Origin of the sequence: Pseudobacter ginsenosidimutans (assembly GCF_007970185.1) — a bacterium.
GTDB classification, from domain to species: domain Bacteria; phylum Bacteroidota; class Bacteroidia; order Chitinophagales; family Chitinophagaceae; genus Pseudobacter; species Pseudobacter ginsenosidimutans.
Map to the genome: position 1 here is coordinate 7,456,073 of NZ_CP042431.1, position 24,377 is coordinate 7,480,449.

Below are 24,377 nucleotides of genomic sequence, written 5' to 3' on the forward strand. Positions count from 1 at the left end.
TATTTTGCTTTGCTAAACTATAAAAAGAAAACGATAAAATGCAGGGTGCCGGCAGACGCCCGCTTCCCCGCCATAGTCCGATTATGCCGTTACCTGTTTTTTAGGTAAATTGATAAGGTTCCTCAACCAAAACACTGATCAGAAAAACACAATGATGTTTTCGCTGAAATACACGTTGCTGCTAATCGCCATTCTTTTGGGCATCCCTGCTATATCCCAGTACGAGCAATACACTTTTTCCCGGATCGATGTAAGCGCCGGCCTTTCCAATAACCAGGTGAACAGCATCCTCAAAGACAAATACGGATTCCTCTGGTTCGGAACCATGAGCGGCCTCAACCGTTATGATGGCTATTCCATCAAAACCTTCAGGAAAGGTCTCGACAGCAATTCGCTGGCCGACAATTACGTCAGCACCATCTGGGAATGCCCCGGCAACAAACTCTGGATCACTGCCCGCCCGGACGTTAGCATCATAGATCTTTACAACGAAAAGATCAGCCGGAATACAGAACAATACCTCCGTTCACTATACCTGCCAACAGGCAGCATTACATTGATCAAAAAAGACAGGAACAATAATTTCTGGTTCATCTACGCCAACAAAGGCGTGTACATGGTGAACCCCGGCAAAACACCAGTGTTTTACGACAGCTCCGAAGGCAAACGCAGCATCGCTTCCAACGATATCACCGGAATGGCGGAAGACCGGCAGGGCGCCATCTGGCTGGTGCACCGCAACGGCATACTGAACAGGATCGATCCCGTATCCGCAACCGTCACCGCCACCATCGATCAACTCAAAAAAGCGAATAATGGAAATTACAACTGGAGCATTTTCATAGATCGCGACAATGATATCTGGGCCAATACAGGAGACCCCAGAGGCTTATTTTATTACAATCATCAAAACATCATCCAGTTCAACGAGAACAATGCACAACACCGTCTCAATACCAACCTCATTATGGGCGTGGCGCAGGACAATAATGGAATGATCTGGGTAGCCACAGACCATGGCGGCATCAATCTCATCAACAAGCAAAAACAATTCTCCATTCAATACCTGCTCAATGATCCCGAGAACAACAAGAGCATTGGCCAGAACAGCATCAATTCTTTATACAAAGACAATCATGGCATCATCTGGATCGGCACCTACAAACAGGGCATCAGTTATTTTGATGAGAACGTGGGCAAGTTTGCGCATTACAAGCACCGCGCCACCGATCCGCATAGCCTGCAATACGATGATGTGAACCGGTTTGTGGAAGACAAAAAGGGTAATATCTGGATCGGCACCAATGGCGGCGGCCTCATCCACTTCAACAGACAGAACAATAAATTCACGCAGTACCTTCACAACCCATCGGATCCGGGCAGTATCAGTAACAATGTGATCGTGAGCCTTTGTATCGATCATGAACAAACGCTATGGATAGGCACCTATCTCGGTGGCCTCAACAGTTTCGACGGAAAGAAATTCATCCGCTACCGCCACAATGATTCCATTCCTGAAAGCCTCTCCGAAGACCGCGTCTGGGAAATACTCGAAGACTCCCGAAACAATCTCTGGATCGGAACACTCGGCAAGGGACTTGACATACTCGACAGAAAAACAGGAAAGTTCTCCCATTTCCGAAGCAAGGACACCGGCACTTCGGCTCTCCGTTCAGGTTTTATCATGGCGTTAATGGAAGACAAAAAAGGAAATCTCTGGATCGGTACCGCAGAAGGAATCGATGTATACGATCCACACACCAATCTCATCACGCACTACGGACAAAATATTCCGCCCAAAGGGCTCAGCAATTTCAATGTGCTTTCATTGCTGGAAGATGGCAATGGAAAGATCTGGATCGGCACCCGCGAAGGCCTGAATTATTTCGATCCTGAGAAAAATACCTTCAAACATTTCTACCGCGAAGATGGCCTTGCAGACAATACCATCCTCACCATTTTGCAGGATGATCACAACAGTCTCTGGATCACAACGCCCAACGGTCTCAGCAACATTCTGCTGAACAAAGAAACCGGCGGAGGGAATATCATTGCCAGCATTCGCAACTATGAAGAAGTGAGTAATCTGCAGGGAAAAGAGTTCAATGAGAACGCAGCTTTGAAAACAAGGTCAGGCGACCTGATCATCGGCGGCCCCAACGGATTCAACATCATCAATGCGGATTTTAAAGACAAGCAGCAACCCGCTCCCGAACTGGTGTTCACCAATTTTCAGGTATTCAACAGGAATATCGCTGCCGGCGATACCCTCAATAACCGCGTGGTATTGACCAACGCCATCAACGCCACCAGTGAGATCAAGCTCAGGTTCAATGAGAACGTTTTCTCCATCGAATTTGCCGCGCTCAACTTCTCCCATTCAGCCGCCAATAAATATGCTTACAAGCTCGAAGGATTCAATGATGAATGGCTGTACACAGACGGTCATCAACGCAAAACTACTTACACCAACCTCGATCCCGGCTCTTATGTGTTCAAGGTAAAAGCCATGACCAACGAAGGCACCTGGAGCAGTGAAAAAGAATTGCACATAGTGATACAGCCTCCTTTCTGGCGAACGCCGCTGGCCATCATCCTCTATGTGCTGGCCACAGCAGGAATTCTATTTTTGGCACGCAGGATCATCGTGGAGCGCACACGCATGAAATACGAAGTGGAACAGCAACGCAGGGAAGCAGACCGTATGCATGCCATCGATAACATGAAAACGAAATTCTTCACCAATGTAAGTCATGAGTTCAGAACGCCGCTGAGCCTGATCCTCTCTCCGCTGGACAAGATCCTCAAACAATCCCATGACCCCGCACAGAGATCACAGCTGCAGCTCATCCACCGCAATGCCAAACGACTGCTGCAACTGATCAACCAGCTGCTCGACTTCAGAAAGATGGAAGTGCAGCAGTTTGTACTGCATCCTGGCTTTCATGATATTGTGGCTTTCTGCAAAGACATCAGTCAATCGTTCTCCGATATCGCCGAACAGAAGAATATCCGTTTTTCCATTTACAGTGATAGTGAAAAACTGGAAACCTGGTTCGATAAGGACAAACTGGAAAAAATACTGTTCAACTTATTATCTAACGCCTTCAAATACACGCCACAGAATGGAGAGATTGGTATCAGCTTCGAACATACGAAAGACAGCTTCCTGATAAAAGTCAAAGACAGTGGTATCGGCATTCCGCCCGAACAGCATGAGAAGATCTTCGAACGGTTCTTCCAGCTGGATGTTCCTGAAAGTATGCTCAATCACGGCAGTGGCATCGGACTTGCCATCACCAAAGAGTTCGTGCGCCTCCATGGAGGTACGGTTCAGGTAGACAGTGAGCCCGATAAAGGCACCTGCTTTCTCGTTTCCCTTCCCCTGAAAACCGCCGGCGAAGTGAATGGCATCCATCCGGAAACCATTCCTGTTCCAGAAACTATCGTCAATACGGAACCATTGGTAAATGGCGTTCCTGCAGACAAACCCGGTGCCGCTACCATATTAGTTGTGGAAGACAATGAAGATTTCCGTTTCTATCTCAAAGACAATCTCAAGTCAAAATACAATGTGATCGAAGCGGTGGATGGCCGGGACGGCTGGCAGAAGGTGAAACAATTTATGCCTCAGCTGGTGGTGAGCGATATCATGATGCCGAACCTCAACGGTATCGAACTGAGCCGGAGGATCAAGAACGATCCCCGTACTGCCCGCATCCCCATCATCCTGCTCACCGCCATGGACAATGAGGAAGCACAGCTGGAAGGATACAAATCAGGCATCAATGATTATATCTCCAAACCCTTCACATTCGGGATACTGGAAACCCGGATCAGGAATATCCTTTCCCAGCATCAAAAAATGGAAAAGAATATTCTGGGAAAAATGGAAGTGAGTCCGCAACAACCCGCTATCAGCTCTGCCGATGAGCAGTTCATGAAAATGGCGGTGGAGGCTGTGGAAAAGAACCTGGCCAATGCCGACTATTCCGTGGGTGATCTGAGCCGCGACCTCTGCATGAGCCGGGTGGCCGCCTACAAGAAGCTGCTTGCGCTTACCCGCAAAACACCGGTGGAATTCATCCGGAACATGCGATTACAGCGCGCCGCCCAGTTATTATCCAGGAGCCAGCTCTCCGTTTCCGAAGTGGCTTATGAAGTTGGATTCAATAACCCAAAAAACTTTTCGAAATATTTCAAACAGGAATTTGATATTTTGCCATCCCAATACCAGAAAAACAGTACGAACAACTGATACTATTTTAGCCCGGCATCGCCCCTGCCGCCATTCAGTTAACATTTGATACCCCAATCGTGAACGATTGGCCCCCCTTCTACAGTGCGCGAGCAATTAGATTTGTATTCGTTAACAACAAAATCAAACTGCTTGTCATGCTGAGAAAAAAATTCCTCGCATTCAGCTTTGTGCTATTCAACCTGGTGGCCTCCGCCTGCCCTGCCACCTCCTCCTTTGTGATCACTTCAGATGGCGTGATCGTTTACCCGGACGCAGACTATGCACTCAATACCCAGGCAGTACAGATCCAGGTGATTGCGGACAATATCATTCATGTTACGGCAAGTCCTGATAAATCACAGACAGGCTTCACCAGCCTCAGCGTGATCCCGCTTTCCTACCGTCCCGACTGGAAGACAACCTCCACCAAAGAGAAAGTGACCATCAAAACCAAACTGCTCACCGTTGAAGTGGTCCTGCAAACCGGTACTGTTTCCTTTTTCGATAATAATGGAAAAAAGATCCTCGCCGAAAAAGGGATCGGTGGCCGCCGCTTCAGGCCCGTTGCATTTGAAGGACAAAGATCCTGGAACATCACCCAGGTATTTGAAACAAATGAAGCAGACGCCCTCTATGGCCTCGGCCAGCACCAGGATGGTCTCTTCAACTACAACGGACAGCAGGTAAAGCTTTTTCAGAACAATACCGAAGTGGCCATTCCCTTCCTGCTCAGCAACAAGAACTATGGTATCCTCTGGGATAACTATTCCATCACAACTATCGGCGATATCCGCCCGTATCATCAGCTCTCCTCCTTCAGGTTATTCTCGAAGAATGGCGACAATGGCTGGCTCACCGCCACCTATTACAAAGACAGGGAAGGAATGATACCACAGCTCACCCGGGCCGAGACCTCCATCGATATTCCTTATCTCGATGATTACAAACATGTGCTCCCCGCAGGTTTCGTTGCCTCCAAAGGTTCCGTTACCTGGGAAGGAAGCATCGCATCGGATTTCAACGGACTCCATAATATCCGCATGACCTATGGCGGTTATATCAAAATATGGATCGATGGAAAACAGGTATTGAACAAATGGAGAAGAAGCTGGAACCCCGCACCCGCTGTGTTCGGCATCGATATGGAAGCAGGAAAGAAATACCCCATCCGTATCGAATGGATACCCGAAGCCACGGAAGTATACCTCACCTTCAAATGGATAGAACCATTACCAATAACCGAAAAGAACGATTTTGCTTTTTCCTCCGAAGCCGGCAAACAGCTCAATTACTATTTCGTACACGGAAAGGATATGGATGAAGTGATCAGCGGTTACAGGACCATCACTGGTAAAGCATCACTGGTGCCCAGGTGGGCTCTAGGATTCTGGCAAAGCCGTGAACGCTACAAAACACAGGATGAAGTGATCAATACAGTAAAAGAATTCAGGGACAGAAAGATCCCGCTCGACAATATCGTGCTCGACTGGAATTACTGGAAGGAGAACGATTGGGGCAGCCAGGATTTCGATACTGCCCGCTTTCCAAATCCCGACAGCATGATCGGCATCCTGCACAACAAATACCATACAAGGTTCATGATCTCCGTTTGGCCCAAGATCTATGAAGGCATCGATGTATACAAACAGTTCGATGCCAAAGGATGGCTGTACAAACGCAATATCGCAGACCGCATGCGCGACTGGATCGGTGAAGGCTATACCAGCACTTTCTATGACGCCTTCAATGAAGACGCGCGCAATGCCTTCTGGGACCTCATCCACAAAAAGCTCTATGTGAAAGGCGTGGACGCCTGGTGGATGGATGCCAGTGAGCCCGATATCCATTCCAATGTAACACCGGAAAAAAGAAAGGAGCAAATGATCGCTCCCGCTTCACCATATATCTCCGCCGAATACCTCAACGCTTACCCATTGCAAAATGCCAAAGGCATCTATGAAGGACAGCGCGCCGCCGAGCCCAACAAGCGCGTATTCATCCTCACCCGTTCCGGCTATGCAGGCTCCCAGCGATACGGCGCCACCATCTGGAGCGGAGATATTGGCGCAAGATGGGACGATATGAAGAATCAGATCGCGGCAGGCCTCAACTTCTCCATGAGCGGGCTCCCCTACTGGTCCATGGACATCGGAGGCTTCATGGTGGAAGACCGTTACCAACGGGAACAAATGACCGAAAAAGATCAGGAAGAATGGCGGGAAATGCTCACACGCTGGTACCAGTTCGGTAGCTTTACACCTGTGTTCCGTGCGCATGGACAATTTCCTTATCGCGAGATCTGGAACATCGCACCCAGTGATCACCCCGCTTACAAAAGCATCCTGTACTACCAACAACTGCGCTACAGGCTGCTGCCCTATATCTATTCCATTGCCGGAAGAACTTACCATCATGACTATACGATCATGCGCGGCCTTCCTATGGATTTTACTTCTGATTCAATGGTGCTGTCTATCGGCGATCAGTATATGTTCGGTCCCAGCCTCCTGATCAGTCCTGTGTACAGCTATCAGCAAAACAGCCGTCAGCTCTACCTGCCCAATACCAATGGCTGGTACGATCTCTATACCGGGAAACATCATACAGGCGGACAGCAGATCACTGCCGAAGCACCATACGGAAAGATACCCGTATTTGTGAAATCCGGTTCCATCCTGCCTTTCGGGCCGGATCTGCAATACACCGATGAGAAACCTGCAGACACCGTTACATTATTCGTTTATACCGGAAAGGATGCAAGCTTCACGCTGTATGAAGACGAGAATATCAACAACAATTACGAAAAAGGGATCTGCTCCAATATCGATATCAACTGGAATGAAAGCGCCGGAACACTCACCATCGGTGAACGCAAGGGGCAATTCAAAGGCATGAGAGAAAAGAGGATATTCAGGCCCGTATTCATCTCACCAGGTAAACCTACCGGCATCGATCAACCGAAACCAAAAACAAAGGATATACGCTACAACGGAAATGCTGTCACCATTAAACCAACATAAAACCGAACCGCTTTTCATTTAAAAACTGCCAACCGCTTCTATATGAAAAAATCTGACAAACTGCTGAGAGCATCCTCGGCCTGGATGCTGCTTGTCTTCCTATTGACCAGTATAGCGCTACAGGCCCAGACCTCCCGCATCCAGGGAAGGGTGCTGTCGAAGACCAATTCCACTCCGCTTGAAGGCGTTACTGTTAACGTCAAAGGGACCAATACCACTACTCTCACCGATGCAGACGGGCGATTCACGGTAGATGCCAGATCAGGCGATCTGCTGGCCATCTCCTTTGTTGGGCATCGTCCTGTTGAAGTAAAGATCACTGAAGCCGCTTCCTACGAAGTATTGCTGGAGGAAAATATCAGTCAGCTTGACGATATCGTAGTGATCGGTTATGGAACGCAGAAAAAGAAACTCGTTACCGGCGCCAACCTGCAGGTGAAAGGTACAGACATCCAGAAACAAAACACCACCAATGCTTTGCAGGCATTGCAGGGACAGGCACCCGGCGTGCAGATCACCAGCACATCAGGACAACCAGGCGCAGGCATGAACGTGATCATACGCGGTAAGGGAACCATCGGTAATTTCGGGCCGCTCTATGTGGTGGACGGCGTGAATACCGGCGATATCTCTTACCTCAACCCCGCCGATATAGAAAGTATCGATGTGCTCAAAGACGCTGCATCAGCCGCCATCTACGGCTCACAGGGCGCCAATGGCGTTATTCTCATCACCACCAAATCCGGCAGGAACAGTCCGCGCCCCGCCGTTACCTACGATGGATTCTTCGGTATTCAGAACCCTGAACGCAAAGCCAAACTCCTGAATGCAAAGGAATATGCTACCATCATGAATGAAGCAGCAGTGAACTCCGGCAAACAACCTTACTTCACCCAGGAGCAGATCAGCAACTTACCCGTGAACACCAACTGGATGGACGAAATGTTTGTGAAAGATGCCGCCACGCAAAACCATGTGGTGGGTGTTACCGGAGGCAATAACGCTTCCGTATACTCGATGAGCATCGGTTATACGGCACAGGAAGGAATGGTGGGAGGCAAAAGCCTTTCCAATTACGAACGCTACAGTCTGCGACTGAATTCCGAGCACAGCCTTTACCAGAAGATCATCAGGATAGGACAGCATCTGACTTTCAATTACGAGAAAAGCATTGGTATCGGTGTGGGCAATATCTATAACAATACCCTGCGCAATGCATTTGGTGTTAGTCCATTTGTGCCGATGTATGATTCTGTCGGGAAATTCTGGGACAACAGCAATTCCACCTGGAACAACGGCGAAGCCAATCCCTATGCGCTGATGCATTACACCAACCAGCGCCGCAACAATAACCAGCGCGTTTTCGGTGATATATACCTGGTAGTGGAGCCCATAAAAGGGCTTCGTTACAGATCCGCGCTTGGCCTCAACTACACCGCTTACGAAGGAAGATCATACAGTCCGATCTATAAACTTTCAGTTTACAACTTCAATGATTTTACCCGCGCCGCACAAAACATGAGCCGCGGAAGAACCCTGCAATTCGATAACCAGCTCAACTATTCCAGGAATATCAAAGGCGGACATTTTGTGGAAGCGATGGTGGGCACTTCTGCCATCAAAACACAGAATGCCGGCATGTACGGTCAGAACCGCGACCTGATCCTGGCTGATCTCCGGTATGCCTGGCTCACCAATGCCACCAATACCGATGGCGCCAATATCTCGCTCAATGGCGCACCCTATGAAGAAGCGCTGCTCTCTTACTATGGTAGATTGCAATACAATTTCAATGAGAAATTTCTCTTCAACGCTACCATTCGCGCTGATGCTTCTTCCAAATTTGCAGATGGACATCGATGGGGTTATTTCCCATCTTTCTCTGCAGGCTGGATCGCCAGCAATGAAAGTTTTCTGCAATCATCTTCATGGCTCAATTTCCTGAAACTCCGCGCCAGCTGGGGACAGGTAGGTAACCAGGCCGTTGATGGCAACCAGTATGTTACTCCTATCATCTTTGCCAATACCAATTATATTTTCGGAAATGTGGAAGGCATCAATACGCCCGGCGCTTACCCGGGACGGTTATCCAATCCCGCCATACACTGGGAAACCGGTGAACAGACCAATGTGGGTATCGATGCCACTGTGATGAAAAACCTCAATATCAATTTCGATTTTTACATCAAGGATACGCGCGACTGGCTCATCAGGGCTCCGGTGCTGGCCACTGCCGGCGCAGAAGCACCCGTGATCAATGGAGGTACTGTTCGCAATACCGGCGTGGAGTTGGGACTCAACTGGCGCGGCAAAGTTGGGGAACTTAGTTATACTCTCAATCTGAACGGAGCATACAACAAGAACAAGATCGGTAAGATCCCCACACAGGATGGTATCGTTCACGGCAATACCAATACGCTGTATGCAAACTCCCTTGAATTCTACCGCGCACAGGATGGCTATCCCGTAGGCGTTTTCTGGGGATTGAAAACGAATGGCATTTTCCAGTCCGAAGCAGAGCTGGCCGCACACAATAAAAACGGAACAATGATCCAGCCCAATGCACAGCCCGGCGATGTGCGTTATGTTGATATCAACAATGATGGCGTGATCAATGAGAACGACCGCAGTATGATCGGCGATCCAAACCCGGACCTCACCTATGGTTTCGGTATCACAGCGGAATACAAGGGATTCGATCTGATCATACAGGCCAATGGCGTAGCCGGCAATCAGCTGGTACAGTCATGGCGCAATCAATCGGATGCCAAAGCCAATTACTCCACTGCCATTCTTGATCGCTGGCATGGGCCCGGCTCTTCCAACAGGATACCACGCGTTACAGAAGACAACAGGAACTGGACACAGTTCTCCGATCTCTATATCCATGATGGCGATTTCCTCCGCATCAGCAACATCTCTGTCGGATACGATTTCGCCCGCATCGCTAAAAAATCCTTCCTCAGCAAACTGCGCATCTACGCAGCCGCACTCAATGCCATCACCTTTACCAAATATGAAGGCATGGACCCCGAGATCGGTTACGGAGAAGGGTTCTCTTCGGGTGTTGATCTGGGTTATTATCCCAGACCCCGGATATTGATGATCGGTGCAAACTTTAAGTTCTAAGCTCAACTGTTTCAATTATGAAAAAGATTCAACTCTATACATTGCTGTTGGTGCTGATACTTTCAGGCTGCACCAAAACATTCCTCGAAGTGGAAGATGTTACTTCCGTTACCGAGCAGAATTATTACAAGACTCCTGAAGACGCTTACAAAGCGCTGGTAGGCTGCTACGACGGCTTACAACAGGTTTGGAAAGATGGCATCGCTTTACCAGTGGCCGCAGAAGTAATGGCCGACAATACTTTCGGCGGCACCGGAAACTCAGACGGATTCGGTTACCAGATGATGGACGAATTTGATAAACTCCGCTCCCCTGCCGATCAGAATCTTTTTAATCCCAACTGGATCAATTACTATCATGCGCTCTACCGCTGCAATATGCTGCTGAGCAAAATGGATCAGATCGATTGGGCAAACTCCGAATCACTCCGGCCTGTATACGAATCCGAAGCCAGGTTCCTCCGCGCTTATCTATATTTCGATATGACTCGCCTGTGGGGCAGCGTTCCGCTCATAACGGTACCAACAAACGAAAATGTGCCGCAGGCAAGTCCTGATGATATCTACAAACAAATTGCGGAAGACCTGGAATTTGCTGCACAGAATCTTCCCGCAACCAAATACACATCACAGTCGCCTGCTACTTATGGCCGCGTTACCAAATGGGCTGCCGAAGCCCTGATCGGAAGAGTTTTCCTTTTTTACACTGGCTATTATGGTAAAACTGATCTCGCAGGAGTGGTTACCAAAGCAGAAGCCACTACCTGGCTCGTGGATGTGATCAACAACGGAGGATTTGGGCTGGTAAGCAATTTCGCTGATCTCTGGCCCGCAGCTTCCGTAACCACATATGCAGGAGAAGACAATAAAGAAACTGTCTTCGCAATCAAATACACTTTCACCAGCGATTACGATGGCAATACCGATGGCAACCACTGGCTGGTGATGTACGGCCTCCGTGATCAGTTCTCCACTCCCTACGGTAATGGCTGGGGTGGCGGCACTGTCAACCCGAAACTCTGGAATGCATACCAGGCAACTGATACAAGAAGAGAAGCCAGTATCATTTCCATCGTTGATGAAGAGATTGATTTCAAGATGAAAGGAAATCAGCGTGAGTACACAGGTTACTATGTGAAGAAATATACGCCCACTTGTGATGAGGATGGTAACAGCATCGCCGTGAACAAAGGTGGCGCCAATTTCATGGTGGGTCAGTTCCAGGATTATGTGAGCATCCGTTATGCAGATGTATTGCTGATGGCTGCCGAGCTTGGAGCTGCCAGTGCACAGGATTATTTCGATGATGTTAGAAGAAGGGCTTTTAAGAATGCATTCAGTTCCATTCCTGCCAGCCTGGAAAATATCCAGAAAGAAAGAAGACTGGAATTCGCACTCGAAGGCCATCGTTTCTATGATCTGCTCCGGCAGGGCGTTGCCACCGCTGCCAATACCATCGCGGAAGTATCAACCGTGCAGAATGGCGGCGTCAGCACTACCAAAACAATTACTGCTGCAAAGATCAATGAAACGAAAGGACTGGTGCAGATCCCTTACACACAGATCACACTGAGCAATGGTGTGCTGAAACAAAACAATGGATGGTAAGCATTCTGTTCACTTCAATCTTAAACTGAGTTGTATGAAACGAAATATTATTTTTATCTGGACCATGCTGGCGGGATTGCTCCTGGTGAATGCATGTAAGAAACCAGATCACTCACTGGGCGATCCGCTCGCTACTGATCTGATAAAATTCGATATAGTACAGGACTTCAATAAAGATCCCGGTGGTAATACCGTTTATCTCATCAATCAAACGCCCGGCACTGTACCCATGTGGGATTATGGCACCGGTAAATCCATCCGTCAGATCGATACTGTCCGCTTCGCATTCAAAGGCGATTACGTGATCAGGTTCTCCGCAGCCACCGGTGGTGGCATCGTTGAAAAACCTTCAGTGACCATCAAGGTAACGCAGGACAACCTGAACTACGTGAACGATCCGCTCTGGATACTTTTGGCAGGCGGGCCAGGCAATGAAAAAACATGGGTGCTGGATGCGAATGCCAATGGCGATAAGAAAAAATATACAAGCCCGATCTATTTCGCGGGCATGGACAATGCTTACGGCACAAAAAGTGATGATGGCCAAACTGTATTCTGGGGCAAGGTCTGCACCAAACCCGATGGTCCCAATTGCTGGACCTATGACCCTAATTACACCAGCGATACCTGGGCAGCAGAGAAACGCGATTACGGGCATATGACCTTCAGCCTCAAAGGCGGTCCATTCCTCACCACCGATCACAAAGGCGTTGCCGGCTACAATACAGAATCCGGCACCTACTTCCTCGATATTAATACCCTCACACTTACCACAACCAGTGCCACGCCGTTATTTGTGAGCTATTCTCCCAACGATCTTGTTGGCTTGAACAGCTGGAAGATACTGTCCCTTACAGAAGATTTCATGCAGCTGGCTGCAAAGAATAAATCGAAAGATGAATACCAGGTGCTCAACTTCATGTCAAAGACCTACAGCGATAACTGGACGCCGCCACCCACCGAAGAACCCAAACCCGATTCAGGATACAATCCTGTATTCGCGCCCGGTGAACTGATGACCATGCTCACCGGCGGAACCAGCTCCGGCAGGTTCTGGCAACTGGATGCAACAGGCAACCCCGTTGACTGGATCGCGAAAGGCATAGGGTGGACAACCGGCCCGGCTTCATCTGACAACTGGGGCTGGAATGCAGGCTGGACGGCCGCTGTCAGCAATGCCTGGATCCGCTTCGACAATATAGGAGGCAATCATTACACACGTTATCAAAACGGCGCCACTACCAACGGTACCTTCAGCATCAATGAAGCCACCAATGAGATCACACTTTCCGGTAATACACTTTTACTGAATCCCGATAGCTGGATGAGCCCGACAAACAACGTACTGAAAGTAGTGAAGGCTTTCCCGCTTAGTTATCGCACATCTGGTATCTGGTTTGGAACTTCCTATGATGCAACAAAAGACGAATGGCTTTCTTTCCATTATGTAATACCATAGCAGGCAGGTATAAACGCTCCGTTCGTAAAAAGGCGGGGCGTTGCTTTTTCCTGTGGATAAAAATGAAATAATGCGCATAGCCTTTCTATTTATACTCATGCTGTTCCTGGATGGATGCAGCAAAAAATCATCGGCGCCATCGCTCGAGCTGGGATCGCTTATTGAAAACTTTCCTGCAGCCGGTGGCAGTAAAGATATTACCGTTACCACCAGCGGCAGTTTTGCTGCATCTGATACTTCTGCATGGTGCCTCACCACTGCCGGCAACGGTAAGTTCACCGTGCTGGTACAACCGAATATCACCACCGCGGAAAGGAAAACAGCCATTACTATAACGGCAGGCAGTAATCGAAAAGAGTTCATGGTGGTACAGGCAGGCGCCGAACCTGTAGATCCCAATGGAGGCGTAGTGCCCGACAGTATTCCACCGGACGCGAGTGGCATGCGCGATATCACCCCGCAAACACTGGCCCAGGAAATGGTACCAGGTTGGAATATCGGCAACTCGCTGGACGCAACCGGTGGTGAAACTGCCTGGGGTAATCCGCTTATTTCCCAAAGACTGATCGACTCTGTGAAAAAAGCAGGTTTCAAATCCATCCGTCTGCCCGTTGCCTGGAGCAAATTCAGTGATGCCGATGCATTCACCATCGACACCAACTGGATGCGTCGCGTGGAAGAAGTGGTGAATTATGCATTGAGGCGTGATATGTATGTGCTGATGAATATCCATTGGGATGGCGGCTGGATGCAACCCACCAATGCAAAAAAAGATTACGTGAACAACCGGCTCAAAATAATGTGGAAACAGATTGCGAAAAGATTCCGCAATTACAATGATCATCTCATTTTTGCAGGCACCAATGAAGTGATGGCGGATGGCGATTATGGTACACCTACTCCGGAATATTACAATGCACAGAACAGTTTCAATCAAACCTTCATCAACGCCGTTCGCGCTACCGGTGGCCGCAATGCGCACAGGAACCTGGTAGTGCAGGGTTTCAATACCAATATCGGTCATACCATCAATTTCTTTCAACTGCCAACCGATCCGCGCGCCAATAGGATAATGGTGGAAGTGCATTACTACGATCCCTTCAATTTCACGCTGAATGAGAACAGCAATATCACACAATGGGGAAAGGATGCCACCGATCCCGCCAAAACCGAGACCTGGGCAAATGAAACCTGGGCCGATGATCAGTTCCGGCAAATGAAAACAAAATTCATCGACAAAGGAATTCCTGTGATCCTCGGCGAATACGGCGCCATCGCACGAACCAGCCTCGGCAGTCCGGAAGCTAATGCAGATCATGCAAAATACCGCCTGTACTATCTGCAATATGTAACACAGTCCATCAAATCACATGGACTGGTGCCGATGTACTGGGACAATGGCTTTCCCGGCGACAAGAGCATGGCGCTCTTCAACAGGAACACAGGTGAAAAATATTACGCAGATATTATTAGTGTGATCACTTCAAATAATTAATTTACGTGCAATGTCTCAGGTTGATTCGGCAGTCTACGGCAGTTTGGTCTGCCTGTCAGAATGAGGCATTGTACCTAAATCCATTGATACAATATTGAAAAAAGAGAATGCATGAAACCAACTGCTCTGTACATCCTGTTGTCTGTTTTTCTATTTGTTGCCCAAACACGCGCTCAGCATCTAACCCGCGAGAACTTCGATCAGGACTGGAAATTCAAACTGGACAGCGTCAACAATTATGCGAATCCAGGTCTTGCAGACAATAACTGGCGTTCATTGCAACTTCCACACGACTGGAGCATTGAAGGCAGTTTCAGTAATGACCATCCTGCCACGCACAATGGCGGCGCATTGCCAGGCGGCATTGGCTGGTACCGGAAAACATTCACCGTTACTGCATCTGCAGAAGACAAAAGAATCTATATCGAATTCGATGGCATCTATTGTAACAGCGAGGTCTGGATCAATGGACAGTATCTCGGCAAACGCGCTCACGGCTATATCTCTTTTCAGTACGATCTCACACAATACCTGCATTCCGGTAAACCGAATGTGATTGTTGTAAAAGTGGACAACTCATTACAGCCGAATTCAAGATGGTATTCCGGTTCAGGCATCTACCGTCATGTATGGCTGACAACCCTCGCTTCCACACATATCGATCACTGGGGAACATTTGTAAGAAGCAATCATATCAGTTCCTCATCTGCCGATATCCATATCGAAACAAAAATAAGGAACAATGAAGCCCGGAACCGGAAATTGCAACTCGTCACTACCATCTATGACCGAAACAGAAATAAAATTGCTTCCGGCACAAAGGAATTAACAGCTGTGCATGGCACGGCAGTGCCGGTGGAACAGACCATCAGCATCAACAATCCACAACGATGGTCTGTGAATGATCCTTACCTCTACACCATCGAATCAATATTGAAAGATGGCAATACAGAACTCGACAAATACTCCACTACCCACGGCATCCGCAGTTTCAGCATGGATATCGACAAAGGATTTTTCCTGAACGGAGAACACCTGAAGATCCGCGGCGTGTGTAATCACCATGATCTCGGTGCGCTCGGAACAGCCGTGAATACCCGCGCCATCCAAAGGCAACTGGAAATACTGAAAGCCATGGGATGCAATGGTATCCGAACTTCGCACAATCCTCCCGCTCCCGAACTGCTGGACCTCTGCGATAAAATGGGTTTCATTGTAGTGGACGAAACCTTCGATATGTGGAGAAAAAGCAAAACAACATACGACTACTCGATCTACTGGGATGATGAGCATCAGCGCGATCTCCGCGATCATATTCTCCGCGACAGAAATCATCCTTCCGTTTTCTTCTGGAGCATCGGTAACGAGATCATTGAACAATGGGGCGATAGTACCGGCATGGCCATGGCGTTGGAGTTGAGCAGCATCGTACGCGCACTCGATTCCACCCGCATCGTGATTGCCGGCAACAATGAGCCGGGCCTCAACAATAACCTCATCCGGTCAGGAATGTCGGATGTGGTAGGCTACAATTATCAGCAGGCGCAATGGAAGGATTTTCGTACCACATGGCCAGGCAAAAAATTCATCGTCACAGAAAGCACTTCTGCCCTCGCTACACGCGGCCATTACGATAAGGTTCCCTTCCACACCATTCGCCGCTGGCCATCACGCTGGGACAAACCTTTGTTGGACGGCAATGCCGATCATACTGTCTCAGCCTATGATCATGTCAGCGCTCCCTGGGGAAGTACACACGAAGAATCACTCACGCTGCTGGAGAACAATGATTTCATTTCAGGCATGTATATCTGGACAGGCTTCGATTATCTCGGAGAGCCTACCCCCTACACATGGCCCAGCCGCAGCTCCTACTTCGGTATCATCGATCTGGCGGGCTTTCCCAAGGACGTGTATTATCTCTATCAAAGTGCATGGACCAATACACCCGTGCTGCATATCTATCCTCATTGGAACTGGAAGAGCGGAGACACCGTAGATGTTGTAGCTTATTACAACAATGCTGATGAAGTGGAGCTCTTCCTAAACGGCAGATCATTGGGTATCCGAACAAAAGAAAATGGAAAAATGCACGTGAATTGGCGCGTTCCATTTGTAGAAGGAACAGTAAAAGCTGTATCGAAAAAAAATGGACAAACAGTGCTGGTAAAAGAGATCAAGACCGCCGCGGCTCCCGCATCCCTGCAATTAACGGCAGACAGGCAGCTGATCACGGCCGATGGCAAAGACCTCAGCTTTATCACCGTAAAACTATTTGATAAGAAAGGCGTACTGATCCCCGATGCGAAACATCTTGTACAGTTTTCCATTTCCGGACCAGGCACCATTGCAGGCGTGGACAATGGCGATCCGGTAAGTCATGATTCCTTCAAAGCCAGCCAGCGAAAATTGATGGCAGGCATGGCGCTGGTGATTGTACAATCTTCACGCAAACCAGGCACGATCACTGTTACTGCAACAGCAGATGGAGTGAAAGCTGCCAATATTACTATCAACGCAAAATAATCAGGTTGTGGCAGGCCACTTGCCGCCCGGCGAGCGGCTGCCACACTCCGAAATTCGCCCAACATCTTTATATTGCAGGTACAAACCTGCGATTGACAGCAACAGTTCATCATAACAACCCATCTGCCCCGGATACGGTAAGCATTATCAACAGCAATACCTTCCGGGAATTGTACCAGCGGTACCAGCCGGGTCTCTTCTTCCAGGCCTATGCTTTATTGCAGAACCAACAGGAAGCGGAAGACATCGTAACGGATAGTTTCATGAAACTCTGGAATGCCCGTGCACAATTCAATTCAGCAGGCGCAGCTGTGAACTGGATGAGAATTGCCACACGCAATGCCTGCCTTGACCTGCTGAAACACCGCAAAATTGTTCAACACTCACTCAATGAAATAGCAGGCCAGGCAGACAAAGAATGGTACCATGAAGACCTGCTCGGCGAACTGCTGCAGGAAATTCACACCGCAGTTGAACAACTCCCCGAAAAAAGCAGGGAAGTATTCCGCCTCCGTTACATTGATGGATTGAAGAATGAAGAGATCGCCGGCCAACTCGGTATCCGCCACCAGTCCGTCAGGAACCACCTGGCCACTGCCCTGAAAACACTCAGACTGAAATTGCTCGACAAAGACCATTTACTCCCCATCCTTCTCCTGATGCTGAAACTAAGAGACTAAGCCTTCTCCTTCAACCGGATTTTTTTTTCAGAACGGACAGTACAAATCAAATTGCTGATCGTTCAATAATACTGATGGACAGAATTACACTGGACAGGATCAAACCGCTCCTGCGCAAATACATCGATGGGTCACTCAGTGAAGATGAAAATCGAATACTGGAAAAATGGGCCAACGCAGAACCTGCAAACCGCTCATTGATGCAGCGTATTGCCGATCCGGAACAACTGGAAAACGATCTGAGATTATTGCAGCGATCCAACAGCAATATCTTAACCAGGCTGCAGACTGCCATTCCTGAATTGCAGGATGAAAAAACAGTACAGGTTCCGGTAGTGCATCGCATTCATTTCCTCCGCAGGGGATTTGTAAAGTATGCGGCCGCTGTTGTACTCATCGCCGGAGTAGCAGGCTGGATCTGGTTTGCATCGAAATCATCAAAACAGGATAATGAAGGCATCGTTGTACAGGACCAACAGATGATACAACCCGGTGGCAACAAAGCAGTACTTACACTCGCAGATGGCACCACTATTATTTTGGACAGCAGCGCCAATGGCGCCATCGCGCAGCAGGGCAATACCACTATTGAAAAAACCAGCAATGGAGCTATCCGTTACCATAGCGGCAGCGCATCAGGTGCAGTCATGAACAACACCATGCGCACACCAACAGGCGGACAATACCAGCTCACGCTTCCCGATGGCACCAGGGTTTGGCTGAATGCCGAATCCAGCATCACCTATCCTGTAGCATTCAATGAACAGGAAAGAAAAGTAACTATCACCGGAGAAGCCTATTTCGAAACTGCCAAAGATCCTTCCAAACCTTTCCTTGTGAACGTGAACAACCGGAGCACCATCACTGTATTGGGCACTGCATTCAACGTGAATGCCTATGACAATGAAAGTTTGCTTACCACCACTCTTTTGTCGGGCTCTGTACAGGTGCAATCGGATCAGCAGAAACTAATACTGAAACCAGGACAGCAATCCCTGCAATTGAACAACAACGCAATCAGCATCGCGCCAACAACAGACCTTGAAAGAGCAATCGCATGGAAAAATGGAAAATTCGATTTCAATGGCCTCGATCTTCCTGCCGTCATGAGGCAACTGGAAAGATGGTATGATATAAAAGTGGAATTCACCGGCCTGGTTTCAAAAGAAACCTTCAGAGGCAGACTTACCAGGGACCTTAACCTCACGCAGGTATTGGGCATCCTGGGCAATATGGATGTGAAATACAGGCTGGAAGGAAGAAAACTTATCCTCTATTAATTCGGAACAATCCTGTTACTAAACGCTAAACCAACTATGCAACCAACTGCTTATGTTGCAGGGAAGGCTTTCTATGCCCGCCTGCAAAGAACCAAACCACTATTGCTTATGAAGTGCATGATCTTTTTCCTGCTCATCACCATCTCTCAGGCTACTGCCAAAGGATGGGCGCAAACCGTTACTTACACTGCAAAGAACGCCAGTATTGAACAGGCGCTTGAGGCAGTGAGAAAACAAACAGGCTATGAATTCTTTTTCCGCGCCTCGGACCTCAAAGACGCTAAACCCGTTACCATTCAAAGCCGCAACATGCCGCTGGAAGCTTTCCTGAACCAGCTGTTCAAAGACCAGCCCGTTACCTGGGAGATCAGGAACAAGAACATAGTAGTAACACGCCGGCCAACGCCTACGCCTGACCGCTCTCTTACACAGGCAGCGATAGTTGTAACCGGTCGTATCACCGATACAGCAGGCCATCCGTTGCAGGGCGCCACCATTTCAATCAGGGGAAAGAACAATAGCACCACCAGTGATCAGCAGGGCCTGTTCAGCCTCGAAGCCGCAACAGGCGAAACCCTGATCATTTCCTATGTTGGATTTGAAACCACTACTGTAACAGTAAGAAATGAAATGCAGCCGCTCTCCATTCTGCTGAAACCCGCCAGGAAACTGGAAGACGAGGTGGTAGTGAGCACCGGTTACCAACGGCTCCCGCGCGAAAGAGCAACTGGTTCTTTCGGAGTGATGAACCAGGCAGCCATTGAAAAAAGAAGCAACCTCAATATCCTAAGCTATCTGGAAGGACAGGTACCAGGACTGCTCACCGCCTCCGACGGCAGGATCACCATCCGCGGACAAAGCACCATGGTGAATGCCAACAGGGATCCCCTGATTGTTGTAGATGGATTTCCTATCGAACGTTCCGTTCAAACCATCAATGCCAATGATGTTGAAAGTATTTCCGTATTGAAAGATGCTTCCGCAGCTTCCATCTGGGGCGTGAGAGCCGCCAACGGAGTGATTGTGATCCAGACGAAAAGAGGACAATCCAGCAGAAAGCCGCTCGATGTCAATTTCACTTCCACTTTTTCCATTACACCTGTTCCCGATTTTTCAGAACTGCCCTTCGCTTCATCATCCTCCTTTATGGATTTCGAAAAATTCAGGGTGGACAATAATCTCACTTTCTTTTCCGGAAAACCCAGACCTGCCATTTCTCCTGTAGTGGACGCTTATCTCAACAATCCTTCTTCAGTTGCACAGCTGGTGGAATCATTGAAGGGCAACAACGCTTATGACGAGTTTAAAGATCTCTTCATGCATCCCGCCACCAGACAGCAATACGCACTGGCATTATCAGGAAGAGGAGAAAAAACATCACACCGCGCTTCATTCAGCTACGATAAAACAGGAACAGAATTCAAACAGAATATCGCCAACCGTTTTGTGGCAGACCTCTTCGAAACAGTTGAGCTGCATCCCTCCCTGCGTGCAGAACTGGGATTGAATTATGTCAGAAATAATTCCAGCAATAATGGAATGAGTTACGATGATCTGCGCAACCTCCTGCCCTATCAAAGGATCATGGGCGATGATGGCTCCTGCATTCCGCAACCAAATACCTTCTACCAGGCCGATAAAGACGCATTGGTGGCAACAGGATATCCGTACAACTGGAATTACAATCTTCTGCAGGAATTCAGGAATAAAGCCAATAAGACCCTTACCAATAATGTTACAGGGATCGTTGCCCTGAACTACAGGATCATGGATGGCATTGTTGCCCACGCAGGTTACCAGTATGAATCAGGCAATACCAGCATCACCAACCTGTACAATGAAGAAACCTGGTTCACCCGCAACACCGTGAATTTCTCTACTTCCATCAGGAACAATCTCCCGGTTTCAGGAATTCCCAAAGGCAGTATCTACCGCGAGAACAACAATAATTTCTATTCACACACTTTCCGCGGCCAGCTGAAATTCGATCGCAGGCTGGGTAAATCACCCAATCATTATCTCACTGCCATCGCAGGCATGGAGATCAGGGAATTGGGCGACAAATCATCCACCCAAACCAAGTACGGTTATGATCCGCAGAGTCTTCAGTTTGCCAGAGTGAGCTACACTACCAACTATACCGATGTGCTCGGCGCCACCAAACTAATCCCCGACGAAACAAGATTTATCGATAACAGAAATCGATTTGTATCTTTTTTCAGTAATGCAGGCTACACTTTCAACGACAGGTATACATTGAATGCCAGCGCCCGCCTTGACAAAACCAATCTCTTCGGCTCCAGCAAAGAATACCGCAATGTATGGCTCTGGTCTGCCGGTGCAGGATGGCAATTGCACAAGGAACATTTCTTTGATGTACCTGTGATCAATTCACTGGTACTGCGCGCCACTTATGGCATTAATGGAAATGTGGACAGAAGCACCAGTCCGTTCCTGATCGCCAATGTTTCCACCGATCAGCAAACCAATCGCCCTTACGCATACGTAGCCAATCCCGCCAATCCATTGCTGCGCTGGGAGAAAACGACTGTTACCAATTTCGGTATCGATTTCAGTTTGCTCAAAAGCCGCATCCGTGGCTCGATTGAATATTACAACAGGCAGAGTGAAGACCTGCTGGGCGATGCTACCGTGAATGGCACTTACGGATTCAACAGCGCTTATATCAACTATGCAAGTCTCAACAACCGTGGCGTTGACATTCGCCTGTCAGGCGCAGTACTAAACAGGGAATTAAGATGGATCACCACCCTGAATTACAGCTACAACAGGAATAAAGTAACCAAAGTGGACTTCCCGCAAAAAACTGTTGGCTCCTACCTGAGCGTGATAGCACAGAAAGACAAGCCGCTTGATTATCTCTACAGTTATCGCTGGGCCGGCCTTTCCGATGCAGGCGTTCCAAGGGTCTACAATGAAAAAGGTGAGATCATCGATTTCAAAACTGATCTGGCTGATCCTGCAGCCCTCATGTATGAAGGTTCCAGCGTTCCACCTCACTATGGTGCATGGATAAATGAATTCAGTTACAAACGTTTTTCCGTAACTACCAATTTCACTTTCAAATTCGGGCATTATTTCAGAGTGCCTGTGATACAGTACCAGTCGTTGTTCTCCGGAGCTGTGCCCGTTCGCAAAGAATGGGATGCGAGATGGCAGAAACAGGGTGATGAGAACCTTACCAATGTTCCCGCTGCTCCCACCAGTATCACAGGTCTGAATGTGTACGACAAATATTACCAGTACGCTGATATCAATGTGGAAACGGCTTCCATCATCCGTTTCAGGGAGCTGCTGATCAATTATACGCTGCCGGCAAAAATTTCAGCGCGCTATCCCGATGCCAATATCGTGATCGGATTGCAGGCAAGGAATCTCGCATCATTGAATTTTAACAAGGCCGATCTCGATCCCGAATTCCAGCAATTTGTGCCCTTTTCCAATTCTCTTTCCCTGCCTCCCCGTCCTGAACTCTCATTGATCATCAGAGCAAACTTTTAATTGAATCTTATGCAACGCATACAATATATCTTTCTAGTACTGGCCGCAATGGCCATGGGGTCTGCATCCTGCAAGAAATACCTCGACATAGTTCCGAAAGGAAAGATCATTCCTGAAAAGACCGCAGACTATCGTTTGCTGCTGGACCAGGTGAATTCCGCCGGCAAATCATCCGGCTTCGTGAGAAGTTTCAGCAACGACCTGCTCATGAGCGACGATTTGCAGGTGACGCCTTTCTCTGCCAATTTCTATGGCCCCGCTGATCAGAATGTGCTCAGTTTTGCAGAACATTTTTACCAGGATTTTGAATCAGATCCTGACTGGGAAGCTTTGTACAACCAGATCTATGTAACCAACCTGGTGATCTTACAGGTAATGGATTCAAAGAACGGAACAGAACCGGAAAAAGCGCAACTGATGGCGGAAGCAAGGGTACACAGAGCTTACGCTTATTTGACTCTCGTAAACCTCTATGCGAAACATTATGTTGCAGCAACAGCATCCACCGATGCCGGCGTACCGCTGCGCAAAGGACTGGACTTCGAAGAAAAGCTCAACAGGGCCAGCGTGCAGGAAGTGTATGACCTGATCATCGACGACCTGAAACAGGCGCTTGGTCACCTGCCTGAAGCGCCTTCCATCACCCTCAACTACAGGCCCGTGGAAGCCGCTACCAATGCTCTGTTGGCAAGAACCTATCTCTACATGAACAATATGCCCGAGGCATTTAAATATGCAGACGCTTCACTCAAACTCTATGATGAACTTATCGATTACAATACACTTCCCCCCTCCGCTAATTTTCCCGGAACGCTTGCACTTCCGCAGGGACTACAGAACAAGGAAGTGCTTTTGTACAAATCCGTGACCAGTGCTTCATCCCTCTTTTATGCAGACAGTAACCTCATGAAATTGTACGACCTGCAACATGATCTCAGGGGCACCGGAAGATTTGCCAGCGATGCCATCTTCGGTTTGAGCTTTGGCTATATTAATTCCGACTGGTCCGGAAGAACTCCAACCAAAGGGCCTTCCACTGCGGAGATGTATTTGGTACGAGCAGAAACCTATGCCCGCGCTGGTCAAATCAATGATGCCCTCAACGACCTCAACACGCTGAGAAGTTCCCGGTACAAAACCGGCAGCAGTTACCAGCTATCCGCAGCTACTCCTGCAGAAGCGCTGAACCTGGTGAAGGAGGAAAGAAGAAGGGAACTGGCCTTCCTGGGATCCCGCTGGTTCGATATAAAACGATACAATACTTACGATAACAGCAATATAACGGTCATACACAAACTGAATAACAATACCTATACCCTTCCCCCATCCGGCGCCAGAACGGTGCTGCCTATCGGGAGGAAATACATCGCCCTCAATCCGGAAATAACTCAGAACCCGCGATAAATCAAAAAGTAAAAC

Annotated in this window: 11 protein-coding genes; all 11 read left to right on the forward strand. The window is 48.4% G+C overall.

Going from position 1 to position 24,377, the window contains the following annotated elements; translation table 11 throughout:
* Nucleotides 1-151 precede the first annotated feature (151 nt).
* The 11 genes from FSB84_RS29275 to FSB84_RS29325 all read left to right on the forward strand — a co-directional run bounded on the left by FSB84_RS29275 (nucleotide 152) and on the right by FSB84_RS29325 (nucleotide 24,362).
* Complete coding sequence (locus tag FSB84_RS29275; protein ID WP_207234340.1) at nucleotides 152-4,258, forward strand: hybrid sensor histidine kinase/response regulator transcription factor; 4,107 nt, start codon at nucleotides 152-154, stop codon at nucleotides 4,256-4,258.
* Between the two features lie 137 nt (nucleotides 4,259-4,395).
* Nucleotides 4,396-7,260, forward strand: a complete 2,865-nt coding sequence (locus FSB84_RS29280) for a TIM-barrel domain-containing protein (protein WP_130544002.1) — start codon at nucleotides 4,396-4,398, stop codon at nucleotides 7,258-7,260.
* 42 nt (nucleotides 7,261-7,302) lie between these two features.
* A complete protein-coding gene (locus FSB84_RS29285) occupies nucleotides 7,303-10,389 on the forward strand; it encodes a SusC/RagA family TonB-linked outer membrane protein (protein WP_207234341.1) in 3,087 nt (1,028 codons plus the stop codon).
* A gap of 17 nt (nucleotides 10,390-10,406) precedes the next feature.
* Entirely contained in the window at nucleotides 10,407-11,996 is a 1,590-nt protein-coding gene (locus FSB84_RS29290) for a RagB/SusD family nutrient uptake outer membrane protein (RefSeq protein ID WP_130544003.1), read from the forward strand.
* Nucleotides 11,997-12,030: 34 nt separating this feature from the next.
* Entirely contained in the window at nucleotides 12,031-13,455 is a 1,425-nt protein-coding gene (locus tag FSB84_RS29295; protein ID WP_130544004.1) for a hypothetical protein, read from the forward strand.
* Between the two features lie 70 nt (nucleotides 13,456-13,525).
* Nucleotides 13,526-14,950: a cellulase family glycosylhydrolase gene (locus FSB84_RS29300; RefSeq protein WP_130544005.1), complete on the forward strand. Its 1,425-nt coding sequence runs from the start codon at nucleotides 13,526-13,528 to the stop codon at nucleotides 14,948-14,950.
* Nucleotides 14,951-15,061: 111 nt separating this feature from the next.
* Complete coding sequence (locus FSB84_RS29305; RefSeq protein WP_130544006.1) at nucleotides 15,062-17,476, forward strand: sugar-binding domain-containing protein; 2,415 nt, start codon at nucleotides 15,062-15,064, stop codon at nucleotides 17,474-17,476.
* 92 nt (nucleotides 17,477-17,568) lie between these two features.
* Entirely contained in the window at nucleotides 17,569-18,156 is a 588-nt protein-coding gene (locus tag FSB84_RS29310; protein WP_158644171.1) for an RNA polymerase sigma factor, read from the forward strand.
* Nucleotides 18,157-18,230: 74 nt separating this feature from the next.
* A complete protein-coding gene (locus tag FSB84_RS29315) occupies nucleotides 18,231-19,436 on the forward strand; it encodes a FecR family protein (RefSeq protein WP_130544008.1) in 1,206 nt (401 codons plus the stop codon).
* Nucleotides 19,437-19,472: 36 nt separating this feature from the next.
* The gene (locus tag FSB84_RS29320) at nucleotides 19,473-22,958 is read left to right on the forward strand and encodes a SusC/RagA family TonB-linked outer membrane protein (RefSeq protein ID WP_130544009.1); all 3,486 of its coding nucleotides are present in this window, start codon (nucleotides 19,473-19,475) and stop codon (nucleotides 22,956-22,958) included.
* A 9-nt stretch (nucleotides 22,959-22,967) separates the two neighbouring features.
* Complete coding sequence (locus FSB84_RS29325) at nucleotides 22,968-24,362, forward strand: RagB/SusD family nutrient uptake outer membrane protein (protein WP_130544010.1); 1,395 nt, start codon at nucleotides 22,968-22,970, stop codon at nucleotides 24,360-24,362.
* The last annotated feature ends 15 nt before the right edge of the window (nucleotides 24,363-24,377 follow it).

Excerpts from the sequence above, each read along its gene's own strand:
- FSB84_RS29320 (WP_130544009.1), top strand. The coding sequence starts at position 19,473 with ATGCAACCAACTGCTTATGTTGCAGGGAAGGCTTTCTATGCCCGCCTG.
- FSB84_RS29300 (WP_130544005.1), top strand. The coding sequence starts at position 13,526 with ATGCGCATAGCCTTTCTATTTATACTCATGCTGTTCCTGGATGGATGC.
- FSB84_RS29290 (WP_130544003.1), top strand. The coding sequence starts at position 10,407 with ATGAAAAAGATTCAACTCTATACATTGCTGTTGGTGCTGATACTTTCA.
- FSB84_RS29325 (WP_130544010.1), top strand. The coding sequence starts at position 22,968 with ATGCAACGCATACAATATATCTTTCTAGTACTGGCCGCAATGGCCATG.
- FSB84_RS29295 (WP_130544004.1), top strand. The coding sequence starts at position 12,031 with ATGAAACGAAATATTATTTTTATCTGGACCATGCTGGCGGGATTGCTC.
- FSB84_RS29305 (WP_130544006.1), top strand. The coding sequence starts at position 15,062 with ATGAAACCAACTGCTCTGTACATCCTGTTGTCTGTTTTTCTATTTGTT.
- FSB84_RS29280 (WP_130544002.1), top strand. The coding sequence starts at position 4,396 with ATGCTGAGAAAAAAATTCCTCGCATTCAGCTTTGTGCTATTCAACCTG.
- FSB84_RS29275 (WP_207234340.1), top strand. The coding sequence starts at position 152 with ATGATGTTTTCGCTGAAATACACGTTGCTGCTAATCGCCATTCTTTTG.
- FSB84_RS29315 (WP_130544008.1), top strand. The coding sequence starts at position 18,231 with ATGGACAGAATTACACTGGACAGGATCAAACCGCTCCTGCGCAAATAC.
- FSB84_RS29285 (WP_207234341.1), top strand. The coding sequence starts at position 7,303 with ATGAAAAAATCTGACAAACTGCTGAGAGCATCCTCGGCCTGGATGCTG.